Annotated in this window: 27 protein-coding genes; 12 read left to right on the top strand and 15 right to left on the bottom strand. The window is 69.2% G+C overall.

The features are described 5' to 3' along the window. Positions 1-14: 14 nt before the first annotated feature. From LQF10_RS00825 to LQF10_RS00780, 10 genes are all read right to left on the bottom strand, one after another. Positions 15-1,697 carry an FAD-binding oxidoreductase gene (locus LQF10_RS00825; RefSeq protein ID WP_231065619.1) on the bottom strand — a complete coding sequence of 561 codons (1,683 nt, stop codon included), beginning with the start codon at positions 1,695-1,697 and terminating at the stop codon, positions 15-17. Continuing rightward, positions 1,694-2,467, bottom strand: coding sequence for a lysophospholipid acyltransferase family protein (locus tag LQF10_RS00820; RefSeq protein ID WP_231065618.1), 774 nt, complete (start codon positions 2,465-2,467; stop codon positions 1,694-1,696). Before LQF10_RS00820 ends, LQF10_RS00825 begins: the two co-directional genes overlap by 4 nt. Further along, positions 2,460-3,272 carry an SDR family NAD(P)-dependent oxidoreductase gene (locus tag LQF10_RS00815; RefSeq protein ID WP_231065617.1) on the bottom strand — a complete coding sequence of 271 codons (813 nt, stop codon included), beginning with the start codon at positions 3,270-3,272 and terminating at the stop codon, positions 2,460-2,462. The genes LQF10_RS00820 and LQF10_RS00815 overlap by 8 nt, the downstream gene beginning before the upstream one ends. Next, positions 3,269-5,536, bottom strand: coding sequence for an SDR family oxidoreductase (locus LQF10_RS00810; protein WP_231065616.1), 2,268 nt, complete (start codon positions 5,534-5,536; stop codon positions 3,269-3,271). The genes LQF10_RS00815 and LQF10_RS00810 overlap by 4 nt, the downstream gene beginning before the upstream one ends. 38 nt (positions 5,537-5,574) lie before the next feature. Then, positions 5,575-6,360 carry a hypothetical protein gene (locus LQF10_RS00805; RefSeq protein ID WP_231065615.1) on the bottom strand — a complete coding sequence of 262 codons (786 nt, stop codon included), beginning with the start codon at positions 6,358-6,360 and terminating at the stop codon, positions 5,575-5,577. A 5-nt stretch (positions 6,361-6,365) separates the two neighbouring features. Further along, entirely contained in the window at positions 6,366-7,163 is a 798-nt protein-coding gene (locus LQF10_RS00800; RefSeq protein ID WP_231065614.1) for a ferritin family protein, read from the bottom strand. 187 nt (positions 7,164-7,350) lie between these two features. Next, the gene (locus LQF10_RS00795; RefSeq protein ID WP_231065613.1) at positions 7,351-7,908 is read right to left on the bottom strand and encodes a TetR/AcrR family transcriptional regulator; all 558 of its coding nucleotides are present in this window, start codon (positions 7,906-7,908) and stop codon (positions 7,351-7,353) included. 70 nt (positions 7,909-7,978) lie between these two features. After that, a complete protein-coding gene (locus LQF10_RS00790) occupies positions 7,979-8,245 on the bottom strand; it encodes an HPr family phosphocarrier protein (protein WP_231065612.1) in 267 nt (88 codons plus the stop codon). A 57-nt stretch (positions 8,246-8,302) separates the two neighbouring features. Beyond that, positions 8,303-9,319 carry a PHP domain-containing protein gene (locus LQF10_RS00785; RefSeq protein WP_231065611.1) on the bottom strand — a complete coding sequence of 339 codons (1,017 nt, stop codon included), beginning with the start codon at positions 9,317-9,319 and terminating at the stop codon, positions 8,303-8,305. Between the two features lie 98 nt (positions 9,320-9,417). Further along, positions 9,418-10,317: an imine reductase family protein gene (locus tag LQF10_RS00780; protein ID WP_231065610.1), complete on the bottom strand. Its 900-nt coding sequence runs from the start codon at positions 10,315-10,317 to the stop codon at positions 9,418-9,420. Between LQF10_RS00780 and LQF10_RS00775 the strand changes: the two genes are divergently transcribed. Further along, a complete protein-coding gene (locus LQF10_RS00775; protein WP_231065609.1) occupies positions 10,316-10,717 on the top strand; it encodes a winged helix-turn-helix transcriptional regulator in 402 nt (133 codons plus the stop codon). The two genes, LQF10_RS00780 and LQF10_RS00775, sit on opposite strands and share 2 nt — an antisense overlap. An 8-nt stretch (positions 10,718-10,725) precedes the next feature. Here LQF10_RS00775 and LQF10_RS00770 read toward each other — a convergent pair whose 3' ends face one another. Then, positions 10,726-11,184 carry a hypothetical protein gene (locus LQF10_RS00770; RefSeq protein ID WP_231065608.1) on the bottom strand — a complete coding sequence of 153 codons (459 nt, stop codon included), beginning with the start codon at positions 11,182-11,184 and terminating at the stop codon, positions 10,726-10,728. Beyond that, positions 11,175-11,717 (bottom strand): RNA polymerase sigma factor, encoded by a 543-nt coding sequence (locus LQF10_RS00765; protein ID WP_231065607.1) that lies wholly within the window; start codon positions 11,715-11,717, stop codon positions 11,175-11,177. The genes LQF10_RS00770 and LQF10_RS00765 overlap by 10 nt, the downstream gene beginning before the upstream one ends. Before the next feature lie 117 nt (positions 11,718-11,834). Between LQF10_RS00765 and LQF10_RS00760 the strand changes: the two genes are divergently transcribed. From LQF10_RS00760 to LQF10_RS00730, 7 genes are read left to right on the top strand one after another with little or no spacing between them, the layout of a single operon-like run. Further along, a complete protein-coding gene (locus LQF10_RS00760; protein WP_231065606.1) occupies positions 11,835-12,326 on the top strand; it encodes an Asp23/Gls24 family envelope stress response protein in 492 nt (163 codons plus the stop codon). Then, on the top strand, positions 12,323-12,694 hold the full coding sequence (locus tag LQF10_RS00755) for an Asp23/Gls24 family envelope stress response protein (RefSeq protein ID WP_231065605.1): 372 nt from the start codon (positions 12,323-12,325) through the stop codon (positions 12,692-12,694). Before LQF10_RS00760 ends, LQF10_RS00755 begins: the two co-directional genes overlap by 4 nt. Beyond that, positions 12,691-12,867 (top strand): DUF2273 domain-containing protein, encoded by a 177-nt coding sequence (locus LQF10_RS00750; RefSeq protein ID WP_231065604.1) that lies wholly within the window; start codon positions 12,691-12,693, stop codon positions 12,865-12,867. Before LQF10_RS00755 ends, LQF10_RS00750 begins: the two co-directional genes overlap by 4 nt. Beyond that, positions 12,860-13,186 carry an Asp23/Gls24 family envelope stress response protein gene (locus LQF10_RS00745; protein WP_231065603.1) on the top strand — a complete coding sequence of 109 codons (327 nt, stop codon included), beginning with the start codon at positions 12,860-12,862 and terminating at the stop codon, positions 13,184-13,186. Before LQF10_RS00750 ends, LQF10_RS00745 begins: the two co-directional genes overlap by 8 nt. Beyond that, complete coding sequence (locus LQF10_RS00740) at positions 13,186-13,755, top strand: Asp23/Gls24 family envelope stress response protein (protein ID WP_231065602.1); 570 nt, start codon at positions 13,186-13,188, stop codon at positions 13,753-13,755. Before LQF10_RS00745 ends, LQF10_RS00740 begins: the two co-directional genes overlap by 1 nt. Further along, positions 13,752-14,333 carry a hypothetical protein gene (locus tag LQF10_RS00735; RefSeq protein WP_231065601.1) on the top strand — a complete coding sequence of 194 codons (582 nt, stop codon included), beginning with the start codon at positions 13,752-13,754 and terminating at the stop codon, positions 14,331-14,333. Before LQF10_RS00740 ends, LQF10_RS00735 begins: the two co-directional genes overlap by 4 nt. A 51-nt stretch (positions 14,334-14,384) precedes the next feature. Next, positions 14,385-14,558, top strand: a complete 174-nt coding sequence (locus tag LQF10_RS00730) for a CsbD family protein (RefSeq protein ID WP_231065600.1) — start codon at positions 14,385-14,387, stop codon at positions 14,556-14,558. 87 nt (positions 14,559-14,645) lie between these two features. On the opposite strand, the gene LQF10_RS00725 is transcribed toward LQF10_RS00730, so the two are convergent. Both LQF10_RS00725 and LQF10_RS00720 read right to left on the bottom strand, forming a co-directional pair. Further along, positions 14,646-15,494 (bottom strand): HAD family hydrolase, encoded by an 849-nt coding sequence (locus LQF10_RS00725; protein WP_231065599.1) that lies wholly within the window; start codon positions 15,492-15,494, stop codon positions 14,646-14,648. Positions 15,495-15,555: 61 nt separating this feature from the next. Continuing rightward, complete coding sequence (locus LQF10_RS00720; protein WP_231065598.1) at positions 15,556-16,401, bottom strand: formate/nitrite transporter family protein; 846 nt, start codon at positions 16,399-16,401, stop codon at positions 15,556-15,558. Between the two features lie 58 nt (positions 16,402-16,459). Here LQF10_RS00720 and LQF10_RS00715 point away from each other — a divergent pair, with 58 nt between their 5' ends. From LQF10_RS00715 to LQF10_RS00700, 4 genes are read left to right on the top strand one after another with little or no spacing between them, the layout of a single operon-like run. Beyond that, positions 16,460-17,011: a phosphoribosyltransferase gene (locus LQF10_RS00715; RefSeq protein WP_231065597.1), complete on the top strand. Its 552-nt coding sequence runs from the start codon at positions 16,460-16,462 to the stop codon at positions 17,009-17,011. Between the two features lie 10 nt (positions 17,012-17,021). Beyond that, positions 17,022-17,969 carry an epimerase gene (locus tag LQF10_RS00710; RefSeq protein WP_231065596.1) on the top strand — a complete coding sequence of 316 codons (948 nt, stop codon included), beginning with the start codon at positions 17,022-17,024 and terminating at the stop codon, positions 17,967-17,969. Beyond that, positions 17,969-18,892 (top strand): aminoglycoside phosphotransferase family protein, encoded by a 924-nt coding sequence (locus LQF10_RS00705; protein WP_231065595.1) that lies wholly within the window; start codon positions 17,969-17,971, stop codon positions 18,890-18,892. Before LQF10_RS00710 ends, LQF10_RS00705 begins: the two co-directional genes overlap by 1 nt. 22 nt (positions 18,893-18,914) lie before the next feature. Then, positions 18,915-19,241 (top strand): EF-Tu/IF-2/RF-3 family GTPase, encoded by a 327-nt coding sequence (locus LQF10_RS00700; RefSeq protein WP_231065594.1) that lies wholly within the window; start codon positions 18,915-18,917, stop codon positions 19,239-19,241. A 6-nt stretch (positions 19,242-19,247) separates the two neighbouring features. On the opposite strand, the gene LQF10_RS00695 is transcribed toward LQF10_RS00700, so the two are convergent. After that, positions 19,248-20,009: an SDR family oxidoreductase gene (locus tag LQF10_RS00695; RefSeq protein WP_231065593.1), complete on the bottom strand. Its 762-nt coding sequence runs from the start codon at positions 20,007-20,009 to the stop codon at positions 19,248-19,250. Between the last annotated feature and the right edge of the window lie 66 nt (positions 20,010-20,075).

The raw sequence follows: 20,075 nt of genomic DNA, 5'->3' as shown, positions 1-20,075 counted from the left end.
TGATGCGGGTTACTTCACCACTCCCGGTGCGGGGGGAGCAGTGTGCCGGGGTTGAGGTGGCGGCCCGGGTCGGCCGATTGCAACAGTCCCACCATGAGATCCACACCGGCCTCGGAGATGTCCTGCTCCATCCACGGGGCGTGATCGGTGCCCACACCGTGGTGGTGGGAGAGCGTGCCGCCGTGGTCGATGAAGGACTGCTGGATCGCGCTCTTGACCACGTCGTACTGCTCCAGCTGCGGGGAGTCATCCCGCGGCGGGAAGGCAAACGTGAAGTACAGGCACGCACCGGAGTGATACGAGTGCGAGAGGTGGCACATGATGAAGCCATGGACGTCCAGATCGGTGAACGCCTTGCGCGCGGCGCGCACGGTCGAGACGTACACCTCACCCAGCCGTGACCACGGGGCGGCCGTCTCGGAGACGTCCCCGAGGGCGCCCCGGTCGAGCAGGAAGTCGCGCAGATACGGGGTGTCGAACTTCTTCTGGTCATACATCGCCCCCGGACCCTTGCCGAGCTTGATGCCACCGTGGCGGCCGACGATCTTGCCCACCTCGGACTTGTCGGCGCGCACCTTCGCCGAGCCGCCCTCGTAGCCGATATAGGAGATGCACACCTTGTTCAGGTCCCAGCCGCGGCGGCGCAGCAACTCGAACAGCCCCTCGCCGACCTTGCTGGACAGCCCCTTGGACTCCTTGCGCGTGGCCAGCGAGAACCCGGTCTCGGCGGCGTCCGAGACGCGGGTGATGCTCGGCGTCGCGTCCGAGACGGAGATCTCCTGCATCGCGGCGATGCCTGCTGCCCAGTTCGGGTACAGGTAGGCGATCACTTCACGGTTGGCGGGCACCCGGTGCACGTGCACCCAGGCCTCGGTGATCACGCCGAGGCGGCCCTCGGAGCCGAGGATCATCTCCCGCAGGCTCGGTCCGGTGGACGTGCTCGGCAGTGGCCGCAGCACCACGACCTTGCCGGGCAGCACCACCCGCATACCGCGCGTGATGTCCGCGATATCGCCGTACTTGTCCGATTGCATCCCGGAGGAGCGGGTCGCGATCCAGCCGCCCAGGGTGGAGTGCTTGAACGAGTCCGGCTGATGACCCATGGTCCAGCCTCTTTCGGTGAGCTGGGCCTCCAGATCGGGGCCCAGGCCGCCGGCCTGCACCCGTGCCAACCCGGCGTCTTCGTCGATCTCCAGCACCCGGTTCAGCCGGCCCAGGTCGAGTGAGACCACCGTGCGCTCCTCCCCCGCCTCCGGGGTGAGCGAGCCGGAGATGTTCGAACCGCCGCCGAACGGGATCAGTACCCCGTCAGCCGCCACCACCGCATCGACGATCTGCTGAACCTCGTCTTCGTTCGCCGGGTAGACCACCACATCCGGCAGCCGCGGCAGATCCCCGGCCCGTACCCGCACCAGATCCCGCAGGCCCTTGCCGTAGGTGTGCACCACCCGGTCCATGTCGTCGGTGGCGACCTGGTGATCGCCCACGATCCGGCGCAACGTCGCGCCGAGCTCGTCCGGCAACCGGGAGGCGGGCACATCCAGCTCGTCGAAGGTCGGCGGGCTTCCGGCCGGGCCGGACACGTCCAGCCCGATGGCCTCGCGCAGGAACGGAGCGAAGCCGGGCTTGCCGTCAGGACTGAAGGCCACTCCTTCGACGCCCCACCCCCACCACTTCTGGTGCACGACGTTGGTCATGAGATCCCTTCTTGTGCATCCGGCATGTCGTCCTCTGTACTCCCGGCCTGTCCGGACTCCGCACGGTCGTCCTCGGGAACCAGCACATACGAGGTCTGCATCGTATGCATGGCACGCACCCGCGCGGTCAGGCGGGAGTTCAGATCGGCGAGCGCCTCCCGCGGGCGTACCCGCACCGGCTTGCCGATGAGAACCTTCACCGGCATCCGCCCGGACTTGGGCCAGAAGGTGCCAGGCGGCATCGCATCATGCGCGCCCACCAGCGCCACCGGCACGATCGGCACCCGCAGCGCGCGCCCCAGCGCCGCGGCGCCCGGAGTGAAATCGGCCATCTCCCCGGTCCGCGAGCGTGTGCCCTCGGGGAAGATCAGCAGCGGCACCCCCTGCCGCAACAGCGCCACCGACAGCCCTGAGGACTTCCCCCGGGGTTTACCCCGCTCGACCGGGTAGGAGTTGAAGAACAGCGATGTCAGTGAACTGCGCCAGGTGGACTGGTAGAAGTAGTCCGCTGCCACGGCGGTGGCCACGTTCTTGGTGACCGAGTACGGCAATGCCGTGATGCACAGCGGGGCATCCAGGTGGCTGGAGTGGTTGGCGACCACGATGAACGGACCGTCCAGATCCGCCACGTGCCGTTCGCCCTCCACCGTGACCCGCACGTTCGAGAAGATGATCGGCCGCAGGATCAGCCGCTGCGCGAGGTAGCGCGCCCAGCGGTGCACGGGCGAGAGGTACCGACTGGTTCGCCGCCGCTCGCGTCGCTCACTCATGGGTGCTCCTCCCCTTCCGGATCCGGGCCGTGGCGCGTCGCACCACTGCCCTCGGGAAGTGATCAGCGCACCAGGAGACGACCTTGAATCGTTTGGATGGTACCGACCAGGTGCGGCCGCGCTCCAGATCGGCCAGGCAGTCAGCCACCAGCCGGTCGGCATCCAGCCACAGGAAGGCGGGAATGGCGGAGGTCTTGATCTTGGCGCGCTCGTGGAACTCGGTGCGCACCCACCCTGGCATCAGGGTCAGCACCTGCACGCCGGTCCCTTCCAGCTCCAGGCTCAGGCTCTCCGACCAGGTGGCCACCCACGCCTTGATCGCGGAGTAGTTGCCCATGGCGACCTGACTCGCCACGGAGGCCACATTCACGATGATGCCGGTCCCGCGAGCTTCCATCGCTCGCCCGGCTGCGCCACCGAGCACGAGCACTGCCCGGAGCATCACCTCGATCGCCTGGTCATGCGCGGAGATGTCTCTCGCGGTCAGCGGCTCGTGCAGCCCGCTTCCGGCGTTGTTGACGAAGATGTCCACCGGCGCAGCCTCATCCTCGAGCCGGCGTGCGAGGACCGCGACGTCCTCTCGCCGGGCCAGATCGGCCACGATGGTATGCACGGCGATCCCGTGCGCGCCGCGCAACTCCTCGGCCGTGGAATCGAGCCGGTGCTGCGTTCGTGCCACAAGCACCAGGTCACACCCGCGGGCGGCGAGCGCCCGAGCGAAGGCGAGTCCGATCCCGGAGGTGCCGCCGGTGATGAGGGCGGTCCCGGCGATCGGGACCGGTGTCGTGTGGGTGCTGCCCTTCATCGGCGAACCCCCATGAACGAGCGCAGAATCGGCGAGAACCTGCCCTCCGCCGTCGTGGTCCAGGAGTGCACCGGCCACCGCTTCTCCCGGGCGAACCGGTAGAGGCTGGCATCCGGGTTCACGACGTTCGCCTTGCCCACCACCTCCAGCCACGGGCGATCGGCGTAGGTGTCTCCGTAGGCATAGGAGCCGGCCAGATCCATCCCCTCGTCGCGGGCGTACCTGCGTAGCCAGGACGCACGGGCCTCGTCCACGAGCGGGGAGGTGGCCAGGTGACCGGTCCAGCCGCCGGTGGCGTCCTTCTCCATCTCACCGGCGACGATCACATCGAACATGTCCGCCAGCGGTTCCACGAAAACGTCGATCTGACCGCTCACCAGCACCGTCCGGTGCCCGGCGGCACGATGCTGCGCGATCCGTTCGGTGGCATCGACGAGCAGCCGGGCACGCAGGGAGGGCGTGACCTTGGTGGCGATGACCTCACGCAGCTCGGCCTCGTCCACTCCGGCGTAACGCCGCATGAAACTGCGGATGAAGTCTCCGCGGTCACGCCACTCGGCCTGCAGATAGGTGCCCGAGGAGGCCACCATCCCGCCGAGCCCTTTCAGTGCGGGAACGACGCCCTTGGCAGCGAGTTCGACCCACACGTAGTGCTCGATCAGGCTGGCGGCAGCCACCGTGCCGTGCAGGTCGAAGACCGCGAGCACATCTTCGCGTTGCGGCAGGCTCTTCACGCGGGTGTTCGGCGGGGCCTTCGGTCCGCGCGTGCGCATCAGGCCGGGCACCTTGGGAACGTGCACCTCTTGCAGGTAGTACGTCCAGTCGATGGCGGTGACGTCGAACCCGTGCTCGGCCCGGCGGTCCTCGGGCAGCGCCTCGTGCAGGGCGCGGGTGTTGGCGTCATCGAAGACCACCTCGGTCTGCGTGTACGCCTGGTAGAGATCGGTGAACTTGCGCAACGTGCCCAGATCACGTTTGGCCTTGTAGACCCCCGAGATCCACTCCCGGGTGGTGTCATTCGCCGGGAGTTTGCCCACCACCGTGTCGGCGAGATCCACAGCCATCTGGCGCCGGCGCAGGGAGCGCTGCACCGCAGGGCCGTTCGGGAAGGTCCAGTTCGGTACTTGCACGAACGAACCGTCGTCGTCGGTGAGGGGGTGCTTCTGGAAATAGCCGCGCAGCAGTCCCAGGATGGTGGTGAAGCGCAACGGATTCCGCCGCCCCGACGCCACTTGGAAGTACTGCGCTTCCCGCTGCGGGGGCGGACTCGCCGCTGCGGCGAGGATCGCGTTCACCACATGGTCCACGGGAATGACATCGAGGATGGTGTCCGCGAGCCCCGGGAACTCCGGCAGCATGCCCCGCCCGTACGCGGCGATCAGCGGGTCGGCCACCTTGAAGCCGTCGATCCACCCCGGGAAGGGGTGTTCCAGCGAGCTCTCGATGATGGTGGGTCGCACAATCGAGAGGCGGTGCCCACCGCCGGCCCACAGGTCTTCGGCCACCCGCTCACCGAGCGCCTTGGTGAAGGTGTAGACGTCCGGCCAGCCGAGCGAGGTCGCGCGGGTACGTCCGGCGGCCACGAGTTGGTCATTCACCCATGCCTTCCGGGCTTGTTCAGCAGCCTGGGCCACCGCCTGTGCACCGGCGCGGCGATGCGCGGCGCGCGCCTTGGCCACGATCTTGTCCAGCACCTGGGGGCGCCGGGAGGCCGCCTCGACGGAATCACGGGCGCGCAACGCCCGGGTCGTCTCGACCACGCGGTCCACCGAGTGTTCCAGGCTGCGCTCTTCGGTCATGCCCTTGCGCAGCCCCGCCACGTAACAGGTGGAGACGTGCACCACATGCGGATCCGCACCACTGGCCTCGAGCGCCTCGTACAGGCTCACCGGACCGCCGACGTTGGCGGCGAACGCCTCGTCGATCGGCAGATCGAAGGAGACGGTGGAGGCGGAGTGCACCACATGCGTCAGGTCCGTCGGCAACGCGGGCACATCGCCCAGGTCCCCGGCGATGACCGTGATTCTGCGGGCGACCTCGGCATCGGCAGTCTCGGCACCCACGCGCTCACGCCAGGTTCCGAACACGGGCTTCTTCAGCATCTTCGTCACCCGGTCCTGCGCGGTGAGCGCACCGCGCGGACGCACCAGGAGTGCGATCCGCGTCGTCGGGTAGGCCGAGAGCAGTTTCTCCACCACGGCCTGGCCAACGAATCCGGTGGCGCCCGTCACCAGGACATGGGCGTTCTTCAGTGGGTCCGACACCCCGGTTACTGTACGCGGCCCGGGACAGTGCCGTGGCCTCAGCGCAGGAATTGCCCCAGCGCCGTGCGTAGCGGAGCACTCTGGCCGAGCCCGGGCAGGGCGGCGACGCCCGCATCGACGGCCCGCACGCCAGGGCGTGCGGACGGGTCGGCGAACAGGTGGACCACGACCGGCCGCGCGGCTGCCAGTCCGCCATAGCGCACGCCTGGCCACGTCCACCGACGCACGGTACGAGCGGCACGACGGCGCGCCCCGGCGGAGGCGGCGAGGCGCACCTGTGCCTCGTCCGCGTAGAACTCCAGGTGCCGGGCTTTGATTCCGGCGACGGCGTCCGTCACGTTCCGCAGCCGAGGTTCCATGTGACCGATTCGCCGGTAGGCGAGGTCCATCACAGCGGTGTTCAGCCATCCGGTGCTCATGTGGGCGGCCACCACCTCGCTGCCGAGCAGGTTGGTGCGGATCGCATCCACGGTGGGCCGGGCCCTTTCGTCCCATCCGCGGCGCACCCGCCCGAGCGGGGTGTCCGGCGGACCTTCCCCGGCGCCGTCGTTGACGTCCAGGACGGCGCCGATCGACTGGGCGATCCAGTACTGCTCGTACGCCCAGGTCGTCAGGAACGCCGTCACCCGTGCCTCGGCGTGGGTGGGAGTGACCAGCAGATCGCGCATCAGGTCCAATAGCGTGCGCTCAGTCGACCACAGGTGCGCCAGGGTGCGACGAACCTGTGCCGGTAGATCCGCCACGGCACCCAGGTCAAGGTCCGTGGGGCGCAGTTCGCCAGGGGTCCGAGCGTAGTCGCGGACATCGAAAGCCCGCGTGCTCATGCTGCTCACGCTGCCGCGATCCCTCGGGAGTCCAGAGCGTCCGCCACGATCGTCAGGCCCTCCATCCCCGGCAGCTTGGCGATGTGGCGGTCGATCGCCTGAATCTCCTTGCGCCCGTCAGCACCACCGAACAATTGCCCCATCACGTAGGTGACCTCGTCATCAGTGGCGATGCCGGCGCCGACTGGGCGCCACGCCGTGGACAGGGCCAGCCGCGCGAGCTTCTGCGCCTTCGCGTTGCCCTCCAGCCGGGTGCGTGCCTGGGTCGCATAGAAGGCCACGTGCTTGGCCTCCTGGGCGGCGATCCGCTTCAGCAGCACCGCGAGCGCCGGATGACCTTCCAGGGCGGCGAGCCGCTTGTAGGCGGCCGATGCGGTCCATTCGTTCACTGCACCCCAGATCATGTGCACGGCCACGAAGTCCTTACCCACCACATTGGAGAGCAAGGCCTGCTTGACCGGGGCGATCCGATCCCGCCAGCCGAGCTTGACCCGCTTCGCCTTGAGCTCGTCGTAGCTGACCGTGATGCCATGGAGTTCAAGCACGTGAGCGAGCGCCTCACCGTGCCAGAACTCCTCCCGGTTCCACATGGCCATGAAGGCGTTCACCTCGCCCTCCCCGCGCGATGGGGTGACGAGCATGTCCCTCAGGTAGCAGACCGTGTGGTACTCGACGTCACACATATAACGCAAGGTGCGCAGCGACTCGGCCGGCAGGGGATCGTGGGCGAAGGACTCGAGATCGAGGTCCTCCCAGTTCACCGCCACAGAGTCGCGGGCGAAGCGATCAATATTGAAGGCCATAGTTCCTGGTTCCGGTACGAGTGCGGGCCGGTGCACCGCCGCCGGCCCGAGCCGGACGACCGTGCTATCGCTACACAGTGTGTAGCGATATGGCTAGCGTACGCCGAGGATCGGGTGCCCTGCCAGTGGTGGGTTCGTCACCGGCGGCCGAACGGATGGGTCGTTACCGGCACCGGGCGGGCGTGGGTCACTGCGCGCGGGCTTCGAGCGCTTGCCTCATCAGTGTCACCACAGAGTCGATCCACTCCTCCGGGAAGGTCCCGGCGTGCGCGAATCGGGCCGCTACCGCCCCGAGCACCAGGTCGGCAGCGGTCTCCACATCGGCATCGGCGCGGATCTGCCCGGCCGCGACACCTGCGCGCATCCGGGCGATACCCAATTCCATCCGCGGCCGGAGCAGCTTCTCCCGGATCAACTCCACTAGCTCAGGGTCACCGCCCGTGATGAGGCCGAGGAAGACCCCCACCCCCTGGTTTTCCTGGAACGTGGCGATGAGCAGCCGGATTGCCTGACGCATATCCGTCCACACGTCATCGGTGGGGATCAGCACGTTCGAGGCGGCGATCTCCTTCAGGGCCGACTCGAGCACGGCGCCTGAGTCCTTGTGCCGGCGATAGATGGTGGTGCGGGCAACGCCCGACGCCGCGGCCACGGCTTCCACGGTGACCGACGCAGGACCATGCGCACGCAGGAGCTCCATCGCGGCCTGATGGATCTTGCGATCGACCTCTTCACGTCGCGCCACTAGGCCTCCTCGGACGTCGGCGCCGCGAGGCGCCCACGGTGGACACGGTGGACACGGTGGACATGCGGGCTCACTCGGTCAGATCATGGGAGAGCAAATCGGCCAATTGGTCGAGCGCCTCCTCGGATCCGGGACCGTCGGCGTGCAGCGTCACGGTGTCGCCATGCCGTGCCCCGAGGGTCATCACGCCGAGGATGCTCGCCGCGTCCTGAGGCACTGATCCGTCCTTGGAGATGCGGACGGCCACGCCGGAATCCTCCACCGCGCGGGTGAAGACGGCCGCGGGGCGTGCATGCAGTCCCACCGGGGAGGCGATCGTCGCGGTGCGAGTGGCCATCGATGTCCTTCGTCGGTGCGATCCGGGTTACCTAATCTAACCCGCTCGTGCGTCCGTTCACGCACGGCCGGTGAAGGCGAGCACCTCCGCAGCGCTGCCTGCATTGAGGATTCGTTCTCGCCCGATGCCGAGCGCTGCGGCGCGAGCGCAACCGTGGTCGAGGAAGTCCAGCTGCCCGGGGGCGTGCGCATCGGAGTCGATTGTCACGACGCAGCCGGAGTCCAGCGCGAGGCGAATCAGGTCATCGGGTAGGTCGCGCCGTTCGGGTCGGGCGTTGATCTCCACGGCCACGTCGAACCGTCGGCATGCCGCGAAAACGATCTCGGCGTCGAAGTCCGACGGCGGCCGCGTCCGTGGCCCCGCCACCTTCTGTCCCGTGCAATGGCCCAGTACGTCCACCCGCGGGTTGGCGATCGCCTGCACCATCCGCCGGGTCATCGCCTCCGCGGGCATCCGCAGCTTCGAGTGCACACTCGCCACCACCACATCCACCTGGTCCAGCAGGTCGTTCTCGCCGTCCAGACTGCCGTCGGTGAGGATGTCCACCTCCACCCCGGTGAGGATGCGGAACGGTGCCAGCTCCGCGTTCAATGCGGCCACCTGGTCGAGTTGCGCGCGCAGGCGGTCCGGGCTGAGTCCACGGGCGACGGTGAGGCTGGGCGAGTGGTCGGTGAGAGCGATGTAGGAGTGCCCGAGGCCGATCGCTGCCGCCGCCATCTCCTCAATCGGGCTGCCGCCGTCGGAGGCGTCGGAGTGGGTATGCAGATCCCCGCGCAGCCACGACCGGACGCTCGCTCCTCCCTCAGCCAGTGGCCCCGCGTGCTCCTCCAGTTCGTCGAGATAGGGGTTCGCTTCGCCGCGGGCGGCAGCGGCGGCCACCGCAGCCGTGCGCGGGCCCACATCCGGCAGTTGGGTGAGCGTGCCTGCCCCGATCCGCTGCGCCACCTCCGCCGGATCGGTGACGGCGAGCCGGCGGGCGGCGCGGCGGAAGGCCTGGACCCGGTGGGAGTCGGCGAGTTGTCGTTCCAGGAGGAACGCCACCCGCTCCAGGGCGGCCACGGCTCGATCACGCACGTCACGAACGCTACTCGCAGGCGCACAGGCGGCGCGAGGTTCCGGTCGTGGCCGCCCAGGGTGAGGACCGGAGCATCGTGGATCGCTGCGAGCTGGCGTCACTGGGTCCGTGCGGGCACCATGTCCTCCGCGACGACGTCCCAGTCGGTGCTGCCCGGCCAACGACGCAACGCGCGTGCTGACGCCTCGCGAACAAGCTCGGCGGGGCCCGGATCGATCCCCGCTTCGCGGCTCGAGGTGACGATGTGCTCCAGGAATGACAGGCACATGTCGAGACGAGCCTCGCCGCTGTCGTAGCTGCGCTGCGCAACGGCAGCGGTCAGACCCGGGAGCGATCCACCGAGCGTGTCCACGATGCCCTCGGCATAGGGCAGGAACTGCGCCGGCTCGATGCCGTGCGCATGGGCGAGGGCCGTCGCGTGCAGGTGCGCGTACATGCCGGCGAAGTAGATATCGAGCATCGCCAGGTCCAGGGCGGGCGGGACCGCGTGGTCCTCACCCACGACGTCGCTCGTGCCCTGCAAGGCGTCGAAGAGCGGCCGGACCTGTGCGATGTCAGCATCGGATCCCGCGTAGATGACGAAGCACTGTTCGGTCCCGACCATCGGCGTGGGGACCATCACCGCGCCGGTCACGTAGCGAATTCCGAGGTCCGCGGCGTGCGTCGCTGAGGCTGCGGCGTCCGCCGGAGTGGCGGTGGAGATGTTGACGACCACGAGGCCGGCCGCTACCGGGGCGATCTCCTCGATCACAGCCCGGCTGGCCTCGTGGTGGCGCACGCAGACGAGGACGAGATCCGCCCCGGACACCGCGGCGCCGGGCGAGTCGACCACCTCGATCCCGCTCGCTCGCTCGAAGCCGAACTCCTCAGCGGGTCGCGGCGTCCGGTTCCACGCCACGACCCGGTGTCCATGCGTGGACGCGGCTCGAGCGATGGCCGCACCCATAGCGCCGAGTCCGAGCACGGCAATCGTGGATTCTGTATGAATATCTGTCATGTTCACCATGATCGACGGGCCTACGGAGCCGGTCCAGTACGTACAATCAGGTGCGGACAAACCCAGGGGTGAGCGCGCAATGACTGAAGAGCAGCAACAGTGCGGCGTCAACGTCGTCTTCGACCTGATCGGTTCGAAGTGGAAGCCGACGATCCTCTGGCGCCTCGCCGAGGGCGATCGGCGATTTGCGGAGTTGCGCCGGGCCATCGGGGGAATCTCGGAGAAGGTACTCGCCGATCAGTTGCGCGAACTCGCGCGCGATGGCCTCATCACGCGCACCGCCGGCGAGGGCTTTCCCCTGCGGGTCGATTACCGGCTCACCGACCAGGGCGTCGAACTGAACGAGCTACTCGACCCGCTCGCAGCCTGGGGCGACCGCATCGCAGCAGCATCGCACTGAACCGCGATTCACTCCCCGACGTGCACATCCTCGACGATGACGTCCACGGTCACCCGATCGCCGCTCACCTCGTCCCCCAGAGCGTCCGTTGCCGCGGCGGCCGCGGCGAGGCGAGCCTGTTCGCTCACCGGACCGATCGGCGCACCGTAGGCCACGCTCAACGTGATCGTCAGACCATCCAGCCGATCGTCGTCATCGGTGGTGATATGAACGGAGAACGCTCGCGCATCCGGCACGGTGTCCACCCGCTCGGCCACCTGCGCACTGAGCACCGTCGCCGAGAGCAGGAACTCCCCGCCGGCGTGCACACCCCGCACCGACGGGGCGTTCCGCAGGGCGCGGGTCACCCGATCGAGGACCCCGCGCTCGGCACGCACCCATCCGTCGTCGGTGAGCTGGCGTAGTTCGCCGGCCGCCCGGGCGAGCAGGTCCGAGGGCGGCTCCAGCTCGTCTCGCCTCATCTCCATGCCTCGAGTCTCCGTTCCAGGCCTTGTCTGGCGCGATAGATCGCCCCGCGCACGGCACCCACCGTGGTTCCCTGAATGTGCGCGATTCGTTCGTACGAGAGGCCTTCCACCTCGTACAGGATCCAGCACGCACGCTGTGCAAGCGGCAGGTCGTCGAGCGCCTGCTCCAACTCGGCCATCATGCTCCCTGCGAGCGCCCGCCGCTCCGGGCCGTACTGCGGCGGTGCGCAGATATCAACCTCATCCAGGTCCGTGGCCATCTCCCGCCCGCGCACACGCAAGTGACGGCGGATCTTGTTCGCGAGGATGGCGAACAGCCATGTCTTCACGGCCGCCTCACCCCGGAAACGTCCCGCACCTTCCCAGGCGGAGACGAATGCCTCCTGGACGCAGTCGCGCACGGCATCCTCGTCGCGCAGCATGCGAAGCCCGAATCGATACATCGCCGGACCATGGCGACGGACGATCTCCTCGAACGCCGCCTTGTCGCCATTGCGGGTCCGCCGCATCAAGCCGGTATCCGAGGTGTCCACCGCACTCCCCGCAGCTAGTGATCAATGTCACACGTCCAGAGCCGTGAGCTTCCGTGCGCTACGTGCACTCACTGTATGACGGTCCGCACGGGTCCGCCCACACGGAGAGGTTCTGCCATGGCTGAGAAGTCCGCACCCGCCCACCAAACCGCCACCACAGGCATGTCGAGTGACGTCGCCAAGCCCACCGGGCCGCTGGACACCGAACTGGGCACCACCACCATCGCCGACACCGTGGTCAGCAAGATCGCTGGTATCGCCGCCCGGGACGTCACGGGCGTCTATGACATCGGCGGCGGAGCCGCGCGGGCATTCAGTGCGATCCGTGAGCGCATCCCCGGTGGTTCCACCAACTACAGCCAGGGCGTCCGCGTCGAGGTCGGTACCGTCGAGTGCGCGGTGGACGTGGAGTTCATTGCCGAGTACGGCGTGGCCATCGCCGATGTGGCTCAGTCCGTTCGCGACAACATCGCCTCCTCCATCCAGCGGATGACGGGCCTGACAGTGGTCGAGGTGAACATCGCTGTTACCGACGTGCACCTGCCCGGGGACGAGAACGAGGATGAGGGCGAGGACCGCACTCAGCCTGCTGAGCCCCGAGTCCAGTGACCTTGCCAGTGAGCCTGTCGGTGGCCGAACGCCAGCATCGCCCGGATCCGGATCCGGGCACGACGGCCGAGACGGCATCGCGTGCGCGGGCGGCGGCACTGGACGTTCCCCAGGTGATCGACCTGCACACCGGCCGGCTCTCCGAAGTGCGGACGTACCTGCCCGGGAGGACCATTCCAGGAGTACGTCTCGTGAACGGGACCGTGCACGTGCACGTATTGCTCGCTCTCGGCTCACGAATCCCCGACGTCGCGGGAGCAGTGCACGAGGCGGTGGCCACAGCCACAGGGGCACCGGTGCTGGTGCATGTGGATGAGTTGGCGGCACCGGACCATCACGAACGAGACCACGAGGAGCACACACGATGAATGCAACGACGACCGGCCTACTCGCGGGCCTGCTGCTGGCACTGGCCGTGATCACCGGCGGCTTCACCGGATTCCTCCTCGCTGTGGTGCTCGGCGCGCTCGGCCTCGTGCTCGGCGCACTGATCGACGGCTCCTTCGACCTCGGGAGCCTGCTGGGCCGTCGTCGTGGGTGACCTGGCCGGCTCGATCACACTCGCCCCTCGGGTGGTGGAACGGATCGCCGCCCGCGCTGCTGCGGACGCCGCCCGCGAGTATGTGCACGAGCCTCGACCTGGGGCGCGGGCCCGGGCACAGGTGGCGGGGCGGCGGGCCCGCATCGAGATCAGCACGGCCGCGTACTGGCCCGAGCCCGCCGATGCAGTGGCCGGGCGGATCGCCGAGCGAGTGCGTTCGGCCCTCTCCCGCTTTGCCGGGGTGGACGCCGATCACGTGACGATCGCCATCGATGACGTGCTCTTTCCCACTGCCGTCACTGCGCGGAAGGTTCGTTGATGGCTGCACCGACCGGGACGGGCGAGCTCCCCGCCCTGCCTGCCACGCCGCGACCGCGCCGTCGCGGCGGGCTACACATCGTGCGCGCCGTGCTCGTGATCCTCGCCGCCGGCATCTCGGTGCTGCTCGGACAGCACGCCGTGACGGCCTGGCAGGGTGGCACCGCAACGTCGTGGCTGGGCAGTGCGCTGACCACGGTGGCGGAGTTCACCGGTGAGTCATGGGCCGACCTCGCGCTCGCCGGCTCAGCGCTGCTGATCGGCCTGCTCTTGATCGGCGCAGCGCTGCCGCAGCGCCGTCGCGACGGGCGCTCGTTCCGTGCCTGGCCGGCGTTGTCCGTCCGCGATCAGGGCATCGCCCGGCTCGCCTCGACGGCCGCGCTGGCGACCGACGGCGTACTCACGGCAGCCACAGTCGCCACCTCTCGGCGGCTCACCGTCAGCGTGACGGCGACCGGCCCGGACGGCATCGAAGAGGCTGTTCGCCAGGCCGTGGACCGGCGTCTGGCCCCGCTGGCCGGCACCTCGGCGATCACGGTTCACGTCCGCGAGGCGACGGGGGAACGATGAGAGCGCGCCGTGGCAACGCACTGATCCGAACGCTCGTGCTGCTCGCCGGCGTCATGCTCGTCCTCGCCGGCGTGGCCGTGGCAGCCACCCACACCCCATGGTGGCCGCAGGACTGGCCCGAGCTCGCAGCCGACTGGGGCGCGGCTGCTGCGCTGGAGCGCATCGACGATCAGGACATGGTGAACGCCGCTGCCGCCCTCGCTGCGGTGCTGGCCGTCCTCGTGGTGGTCGCACTGGTGGCGTGGGCGCGCCGGCTCCGTACCGAAACAGTGCGAGTCCTGGACACGGCCGGCACTCGTGCCGTCGTGGAGCCCGGTGCGGTCGCAGCTGCGGCACAGCGCGCCTGTGCGAGCGATCCACAGATCCGGAAGGCCGATTTGCGCTTCATTCGCGAGCGCACCGCAATCGTGCTCGAGGGCACGGTGACGATCGAGGCCGCAGCTGACCTCGACGCCGTCAGTGAGCATGTCGCCCGTGTGGCCGCCCAGGCGGCCCAGATGGTGCGGGCATCCTCCTGTACGGGTCGAATCGACCTGGCCGTCGCCAGAAGAGACGGCGGCCACCGGCGCATCGACTGATGCGCCTGGACCGGCCCCTGCCGGCCGCTCCGACATATCGAAGGGATGACGATGGGTACCGACGACAAGATCCGCAATGCCGCACAGGACGCCTCCGGAAAGGCGAAGGAGGCTGCCGGGAAGGCGACCGACAACGAGGAACTGACCGCTGAGGGACGCAAGGACCAGGCGGCGGCCGACCTGAAGCAGGCTGGCGAGAACGTCAAGGACGCCTTCAACAAGTGAGGCCCCATCGGCCGCGGCGGCACGAACCGCCGCGGCCGATGCCCGGCGCATCCGCACGGACGGCATCGTCGACCGAGGATGAGACTGCTACGACCTTCTCGGGGTGACCCTCGGCTGAGGTGAGGCGTCCGCGAGCAGACGTTCGATCGTCTGCGCCACGCCCTCGTCGGTATGCGCGGCGGTGATCTCGTCCGCCGCGGCCAGGGTGTGCGGGGCAGCGTTCGCCACGGCGACGCCACGGCCCGCCCAGGCGAGCATCTCGGCATCATTGGGCGCATCACCGAATGCAAGCACCTCGGCCGGCTCCACGCTCAGGTGCGTACACAGCCGCGCCAGTCCCCACGCCTTCGTGACGCCCTCGGCGAGCACCTCCACGAACGGTGCCCCGGAGTGCGTGACTTCGAAGCCGGGCAGGCCCAGTCCTCGAATGGTGGCCACCAGCTGATCATTGTCGATGCCCGGGTGGCGCACGACCAGCTTCAGACTCGGTTCGGCGAGCACCTCCGCCAGGGTGGCCGGAGCCATCGTGCCCGGTTCCCGCTTGTGATCGTTGAACTCCGCCAGATCCGCATATCCCTGCTGCGCCACGAACTCCTCACCGCCCTGACGCACCGAGACGAAGAGCGCATCGGGTGCCAGTTCGAGCAGCGCCTCGGCAAGCCCCTGTTGTGCGGCCACGCTCAGGTACGCCTCGAACAGTGTCTCCTGCGATGTCAGGTGGTAGGCGCGTGCCCCGTTGCCGCACAGCGCCCATCCGGTGAACCCGGCGGCGGTGGCGATCTGGGCCAGGCCGATCGGTTGACGAGCGGTGACCGGCACCACAGTGATCCCGGCCGTGCGGGCGGCATCCAGGGCCGCTCGGGTGCGGGTGGTCACTGCGAGGTCACCGTCCAGCAGGGTCCCATCGAGATCGGTGGCGATCAGACGTACGGGCATGCCCTCACGCTAGTAGAGCCCGACCATCCTCGAATCCGGCGACCGGGCGGCGGCTGTGGCCCTACGCTGCCTCTTCCTCAAGCTTCTCGAGGCTCAGTTCCCCGTTGCGCACTGCGCGGAGGACGCGGTGCGTGCGCGCGAGCCGGGGCACGGTGATGACGAGGAGGCCGCCGAGCATGTTGAACACGATGACGACGCCGAACCAGGACAGGAACTGCCAGAGGGTGATGTCCGCCCCGGCGAACATGGCGGCGAATATCACGATCGCGTTCAGCGCCCCGTGCAACATGCCCAGGCCGATCACGAGCAGGCCCGAGGCCAGGCAGATGAGCGCGACGACCACATCGTTGGACGTTCCCTGTTGCATGCGCGTGGACAGGGTGATGGTGGCACCGGCGAGCAGCGATAACCCGATCATGGCACCGGTCGAGCCCGGATCGAGATACTCGTTCGCGCTCTCGATGAGCGTGCCGTGATAGTTGGGCAGGGCCAGCACCGTCAGCCACGCGAAGGCCACGCCACCCGTCAGGTTGCCCACGAGCGTGGCCGACCACAGGCGCAGCAACTGTGGCCACGTGCCCTGGCCCGCCACAATCGCGTTGATGGGCAGGAGAAACTCCTCGGTGAACAGTTCCGAGTGGGCCAACTTCAGTGCCAGGAGCCCGACGCCGAAAGCCATCCCGGCCAGGATGTCGGAGTCGGTGGCCTGTTTGACGAGGATCATCGCCAGGATCCCCAACCCGATGTCGATCCCGCCGAAGAGACCGGTGACGATGAGTTCGACCCAGGTGCGATTGAGACGCTTGGTCCCCTCGGTGACGGTGGTCGCTGCTTCGACAACCAGCTCCTCCTCGATATCGAGGTCGGTATCGCCCATCCGTTCCCGTTGCCGCTTGTCATCGACCATGGCGCGACAGTACCCGGGCCACGGTGGCCGCGCGCGGCGATGTCCTAGAGTCGAGGCCATGACCACAGCCGCACCGCCGCCCCGCGAAGTTCTGCCGTGGAACCGATTCGGAGAGGCCAGCCGGGAGTTGGCCCAACTGGTCTCCGGCGGTGGCTGGATGCCCGATCTGGTGATCGCCGTGGCGCGTGGTGGCTTGATCCCGGCGGGCGCGATCGCGTACGCCCTCGGGGTCAAGGCAATGGGTGCGATGAACGTGGAGTTCTACACCGGAGTGGACCAGACCCTTCCCGAGCCACTCCTGCTTCCGCCCCTCCTGGATACCTCGGTGCTCGCTGGCGCGAAGGTGCTGGTGGTTGACGATGTGGCCGACTCCGGGCGCACGCTGGAGATGGTGATGCGACTCCTGCGCACCGGGTCGGCTCCGGCCACGGACCAGCACGTGCGTGCGCCCTCCGAGCACCTGCCCGCCGAGGCGCGCAGCGCCGTGCTCTACACCAAGCCACGTTCGGTGATCGAGCCGGACTACACCTGGCGGCGCACCGACCGGTGGATCGCGTTCCCGTGGTCGACGCTCCCGCCCGTGACCGCCGCCGCGACCACTGAAGCCTGAGGAGGCGCTCATGACAGTCAGCTCTGCGCCCCGGGTGGTCATCGCCGGCGGCACCGGGTTCCTCGGGACCGCACTGGCCGCCGAGGTGAGTCGGCGCGGTGCGGAGGCCGTGTTGCTCACCCGCACCCCACGCCCGGACCTGCCTTACCGGCAGGTGCGCTGGGACGCCGTCGGCAGCGGTGGCTGGGCGGCCGAATTGGACGGACCGGACGTGCGGGTGGCGAACCTGGCCGGCAAGCTCGTGGACTGCCGGCCCACGCGGGCCGCGATCGCTGAACTGCGCGACTCCCGGGTGCACGCCACCCGGGCGCTGGTGCAGGCCGCACAGGCGGCGAGCGCGCCGGTGCAGCACTGGCTGCAGGCGAGCACGACGGCGATCTGGTCCGACGGCGGCGAGGCTCACCTGACCGAGAGCTCGCCCGTCCCGGACATCCCACCAGGGCTGCCGCAGATGACCGGGGTGGCCGCCCCGTGGGAGGAAGCAGCCGCCGGCGCGCCCACCGAGCACCTGCACATCATGAGGATCTCGATCGTGCTCGGTGGCGACTCCCCGGTGCTGCAGCGGCTGATGTTCCCGGTCCGGATGGGGCTCGGCGGCCCGGTGGGTTCGGGGCGGCAGTGGTTCTCCTGGATCCACCTGACGGACTGGCTGGAGCTGGCCTGCGCGGCATTGGGACTGGGAGCGTTGAGGCTCCCCGACGGCGTGCTGGTGGCGGCTGCTCCGAACCCCGTCCGCAACGCCGAGCTGATGGCGGCGATGCGGCGGCACGTCGGCCGGCCGGACTGGGCTCCCCCGACGCCAGCGCCACTGGTTCAGCTTGGATCCGTGGTGCTGCGCACCGACCCGGCCCTGGCGCTGACGGGCCGGCACGTGACCTCCGAGCGGTTGGGCGATTTCGAGTTCCGGTACCCGCACCTCGACGGGGCGATCGCCGCACTCGATCAGACCCTGCCCTGATGGCGGGCGCCCCCGATGCCGAGGTGAGGATCGACGAGGACCTGGTCCGCCGCCTGCTCACCGATCAGCATCCCGAACTGGCCGAGCGGCCGTTGAGCGTGGTGGCCAGTGGCTGGGACAACGTGATGGTCCGCCTCGGCTCCACCCTGTTGGTTCGCCTGCCCCGGCGGGAGGTGGCGGCGCGTCTGGTCGAACATGAGCAGCTCGTGCTGCCTCGCCTTGCGCCTCGGCTGCCGGTGCCGGTGCCCGAGGTGGTGCGCGTGGGCCGGCCTACGGAGTACTACCCCTGGTCCTGGTCGATCCTGCGGTGGATTGACGGTCGGATGGCTGTCCTTGATCCGCCCGGTTCCCGGGATGTGTGGGCGGCTCGACTGGGCCGGTTCTTCGCGGCCCTGCACCTTCCGGCGGATCCGGATGCACCGGCCAACCCGGTCCGTGGTGTGCCGCTGGCAGAGCGCGCCGAGGCGATCCGGTCGAGGTTCACCGAACCGGCTGTGCCACGCGGCGCTGAACTGGCCGAGGTCTTCGAACGGCACGCTCACGTCCGGGCCCACGCCGGGCCGCCCGTCTGGCTGCACGGTGACCCGCACCCATTGAACCTGCTCACCCGCCGGAGCAGGCTGGCCGCGGTGCTCGACTTCGGCGACGTGACCGCTGGCGACCCTGCTGCCGACCTCGCGACGGCGTGGCTCACCTTCACCGCCCGCGGCCGTGCGGGCCTCGTGGTGGCCTACGCCACCGCGGACCGGGAGAACGCCGGATTGCCGGCAGGGTTCGGTACCGACGATGCCCTGTGGTCCCGTGCCCGCGCCTGGGCAGCCGGCCTCACGGCCGTGTTCGCGGCGCACGCCGACGACCCGCACATGGCAGCGATCGCCGAGCATGGCACCGCCCAGCTGCTCGACGCACCTGACGCGCGCTGAAAGCCTTGGTACCGTCACCACCATGTTCTGGCGCACACGGAAGGCAACCGGACCGGTCCCCGAGACGTCCCCGGCGGATTTCACCAGCGGCGGGCTCACAGTCGAGGATGTCTTCTCCATCACCGGGCGTGGCACGGTCGTCACCGGAAGGGTCGACCACGGGCGCCTGGTCACCGGCCAGCCCGTGACGGTGACCCGCGACGGTCAGATGGTGGTGGCCGTCCGGATCGCCGGGCTCGAGCAGTTCCATGCCACGTCACAGGTGGCCGAGGCCGGGGACCACGTCGGCCTCCTGTTGGACGGAGTGGACCGGACCATGGTGCAGCGAGGGGACATCGTCACCGGGTGACCGCGCTCACCGGCCGGCTGGCGCTGGCTGTCCGGCCAGCCAGTCCGTGAAGGAGGGCCCGCCGACGACAGCGCCTGGGCCCGGCAGGTTGGACCGCTGGGCGAATGCGCGCAGGGTGCGGCCCAGGGTCGGCATCCGGACCGCACGCGTGCGCGGGCGGCCATCATGGTCTCGCACCGCGGAGACCGCCTCGGAGACGGTGAGCACCTCGGGACCGGCCAGATCGAGAGCGCGCACGGCGCCCGCAGGGGGGCTCCCGAGCGCGTGGTCGACGAGCTCGCGTGCCACCCACCCCACGTCCACGGGCTGTGCAGCGGCATCCAGCGCCAGGTGGGCGCGGCCCAGAGTGGACGCACGCGCGAGGGCAGCCACCAGCGTGTGGAACTGCGTCGCACGAACCACCGTGGCGGGCACGGCGGCCGCCATGACCAGCTCCTCGGCCGCCGTCTTGGCCCGGTAGTACGGGTACGGATTCGCATCGCACCCCACGATCGAGACGTGCACCACGTGCGCGGGGCGCGGCATCGCCGCCACCGCGGCCAGCAGCTGCTCGGTGCCGCCGGTGTCCGTGGCACGGGGGCGCCATGGGCTGCTCGCACAGTGCACGACGGCGTCCGCTCCGGTCAGTGCGGCACCGAGACCCTGCCCGGTGGTCACGTTCACTCCCCACCGCCGGCTCGCCGGCACGGCCACATGCCCGAGCTCGCGGACCCTGCGCACCACTTCACTGCCGAGCTGCCCTGAACCGCCCGTCACCACGATACGCACGAACGCCCTCCTCGCCGTCGCCGAATCCCTCTCATGGTGATCCTGCGCGGGCCATGAACCAAGCCG

This window comes from Ruania halotolerans, from assembly GCF_021049285.1.
Taxonomy (GTDB): domain Bacteria; phylum Actinomycetota; class Actinomycetes; order Actinomycetales; family Beutenbergiaceae; genus Ruania; species Ruania halotolerans.
This window is presented reverse-complemented; position numbering and strand designations above follow the sequence as displayed.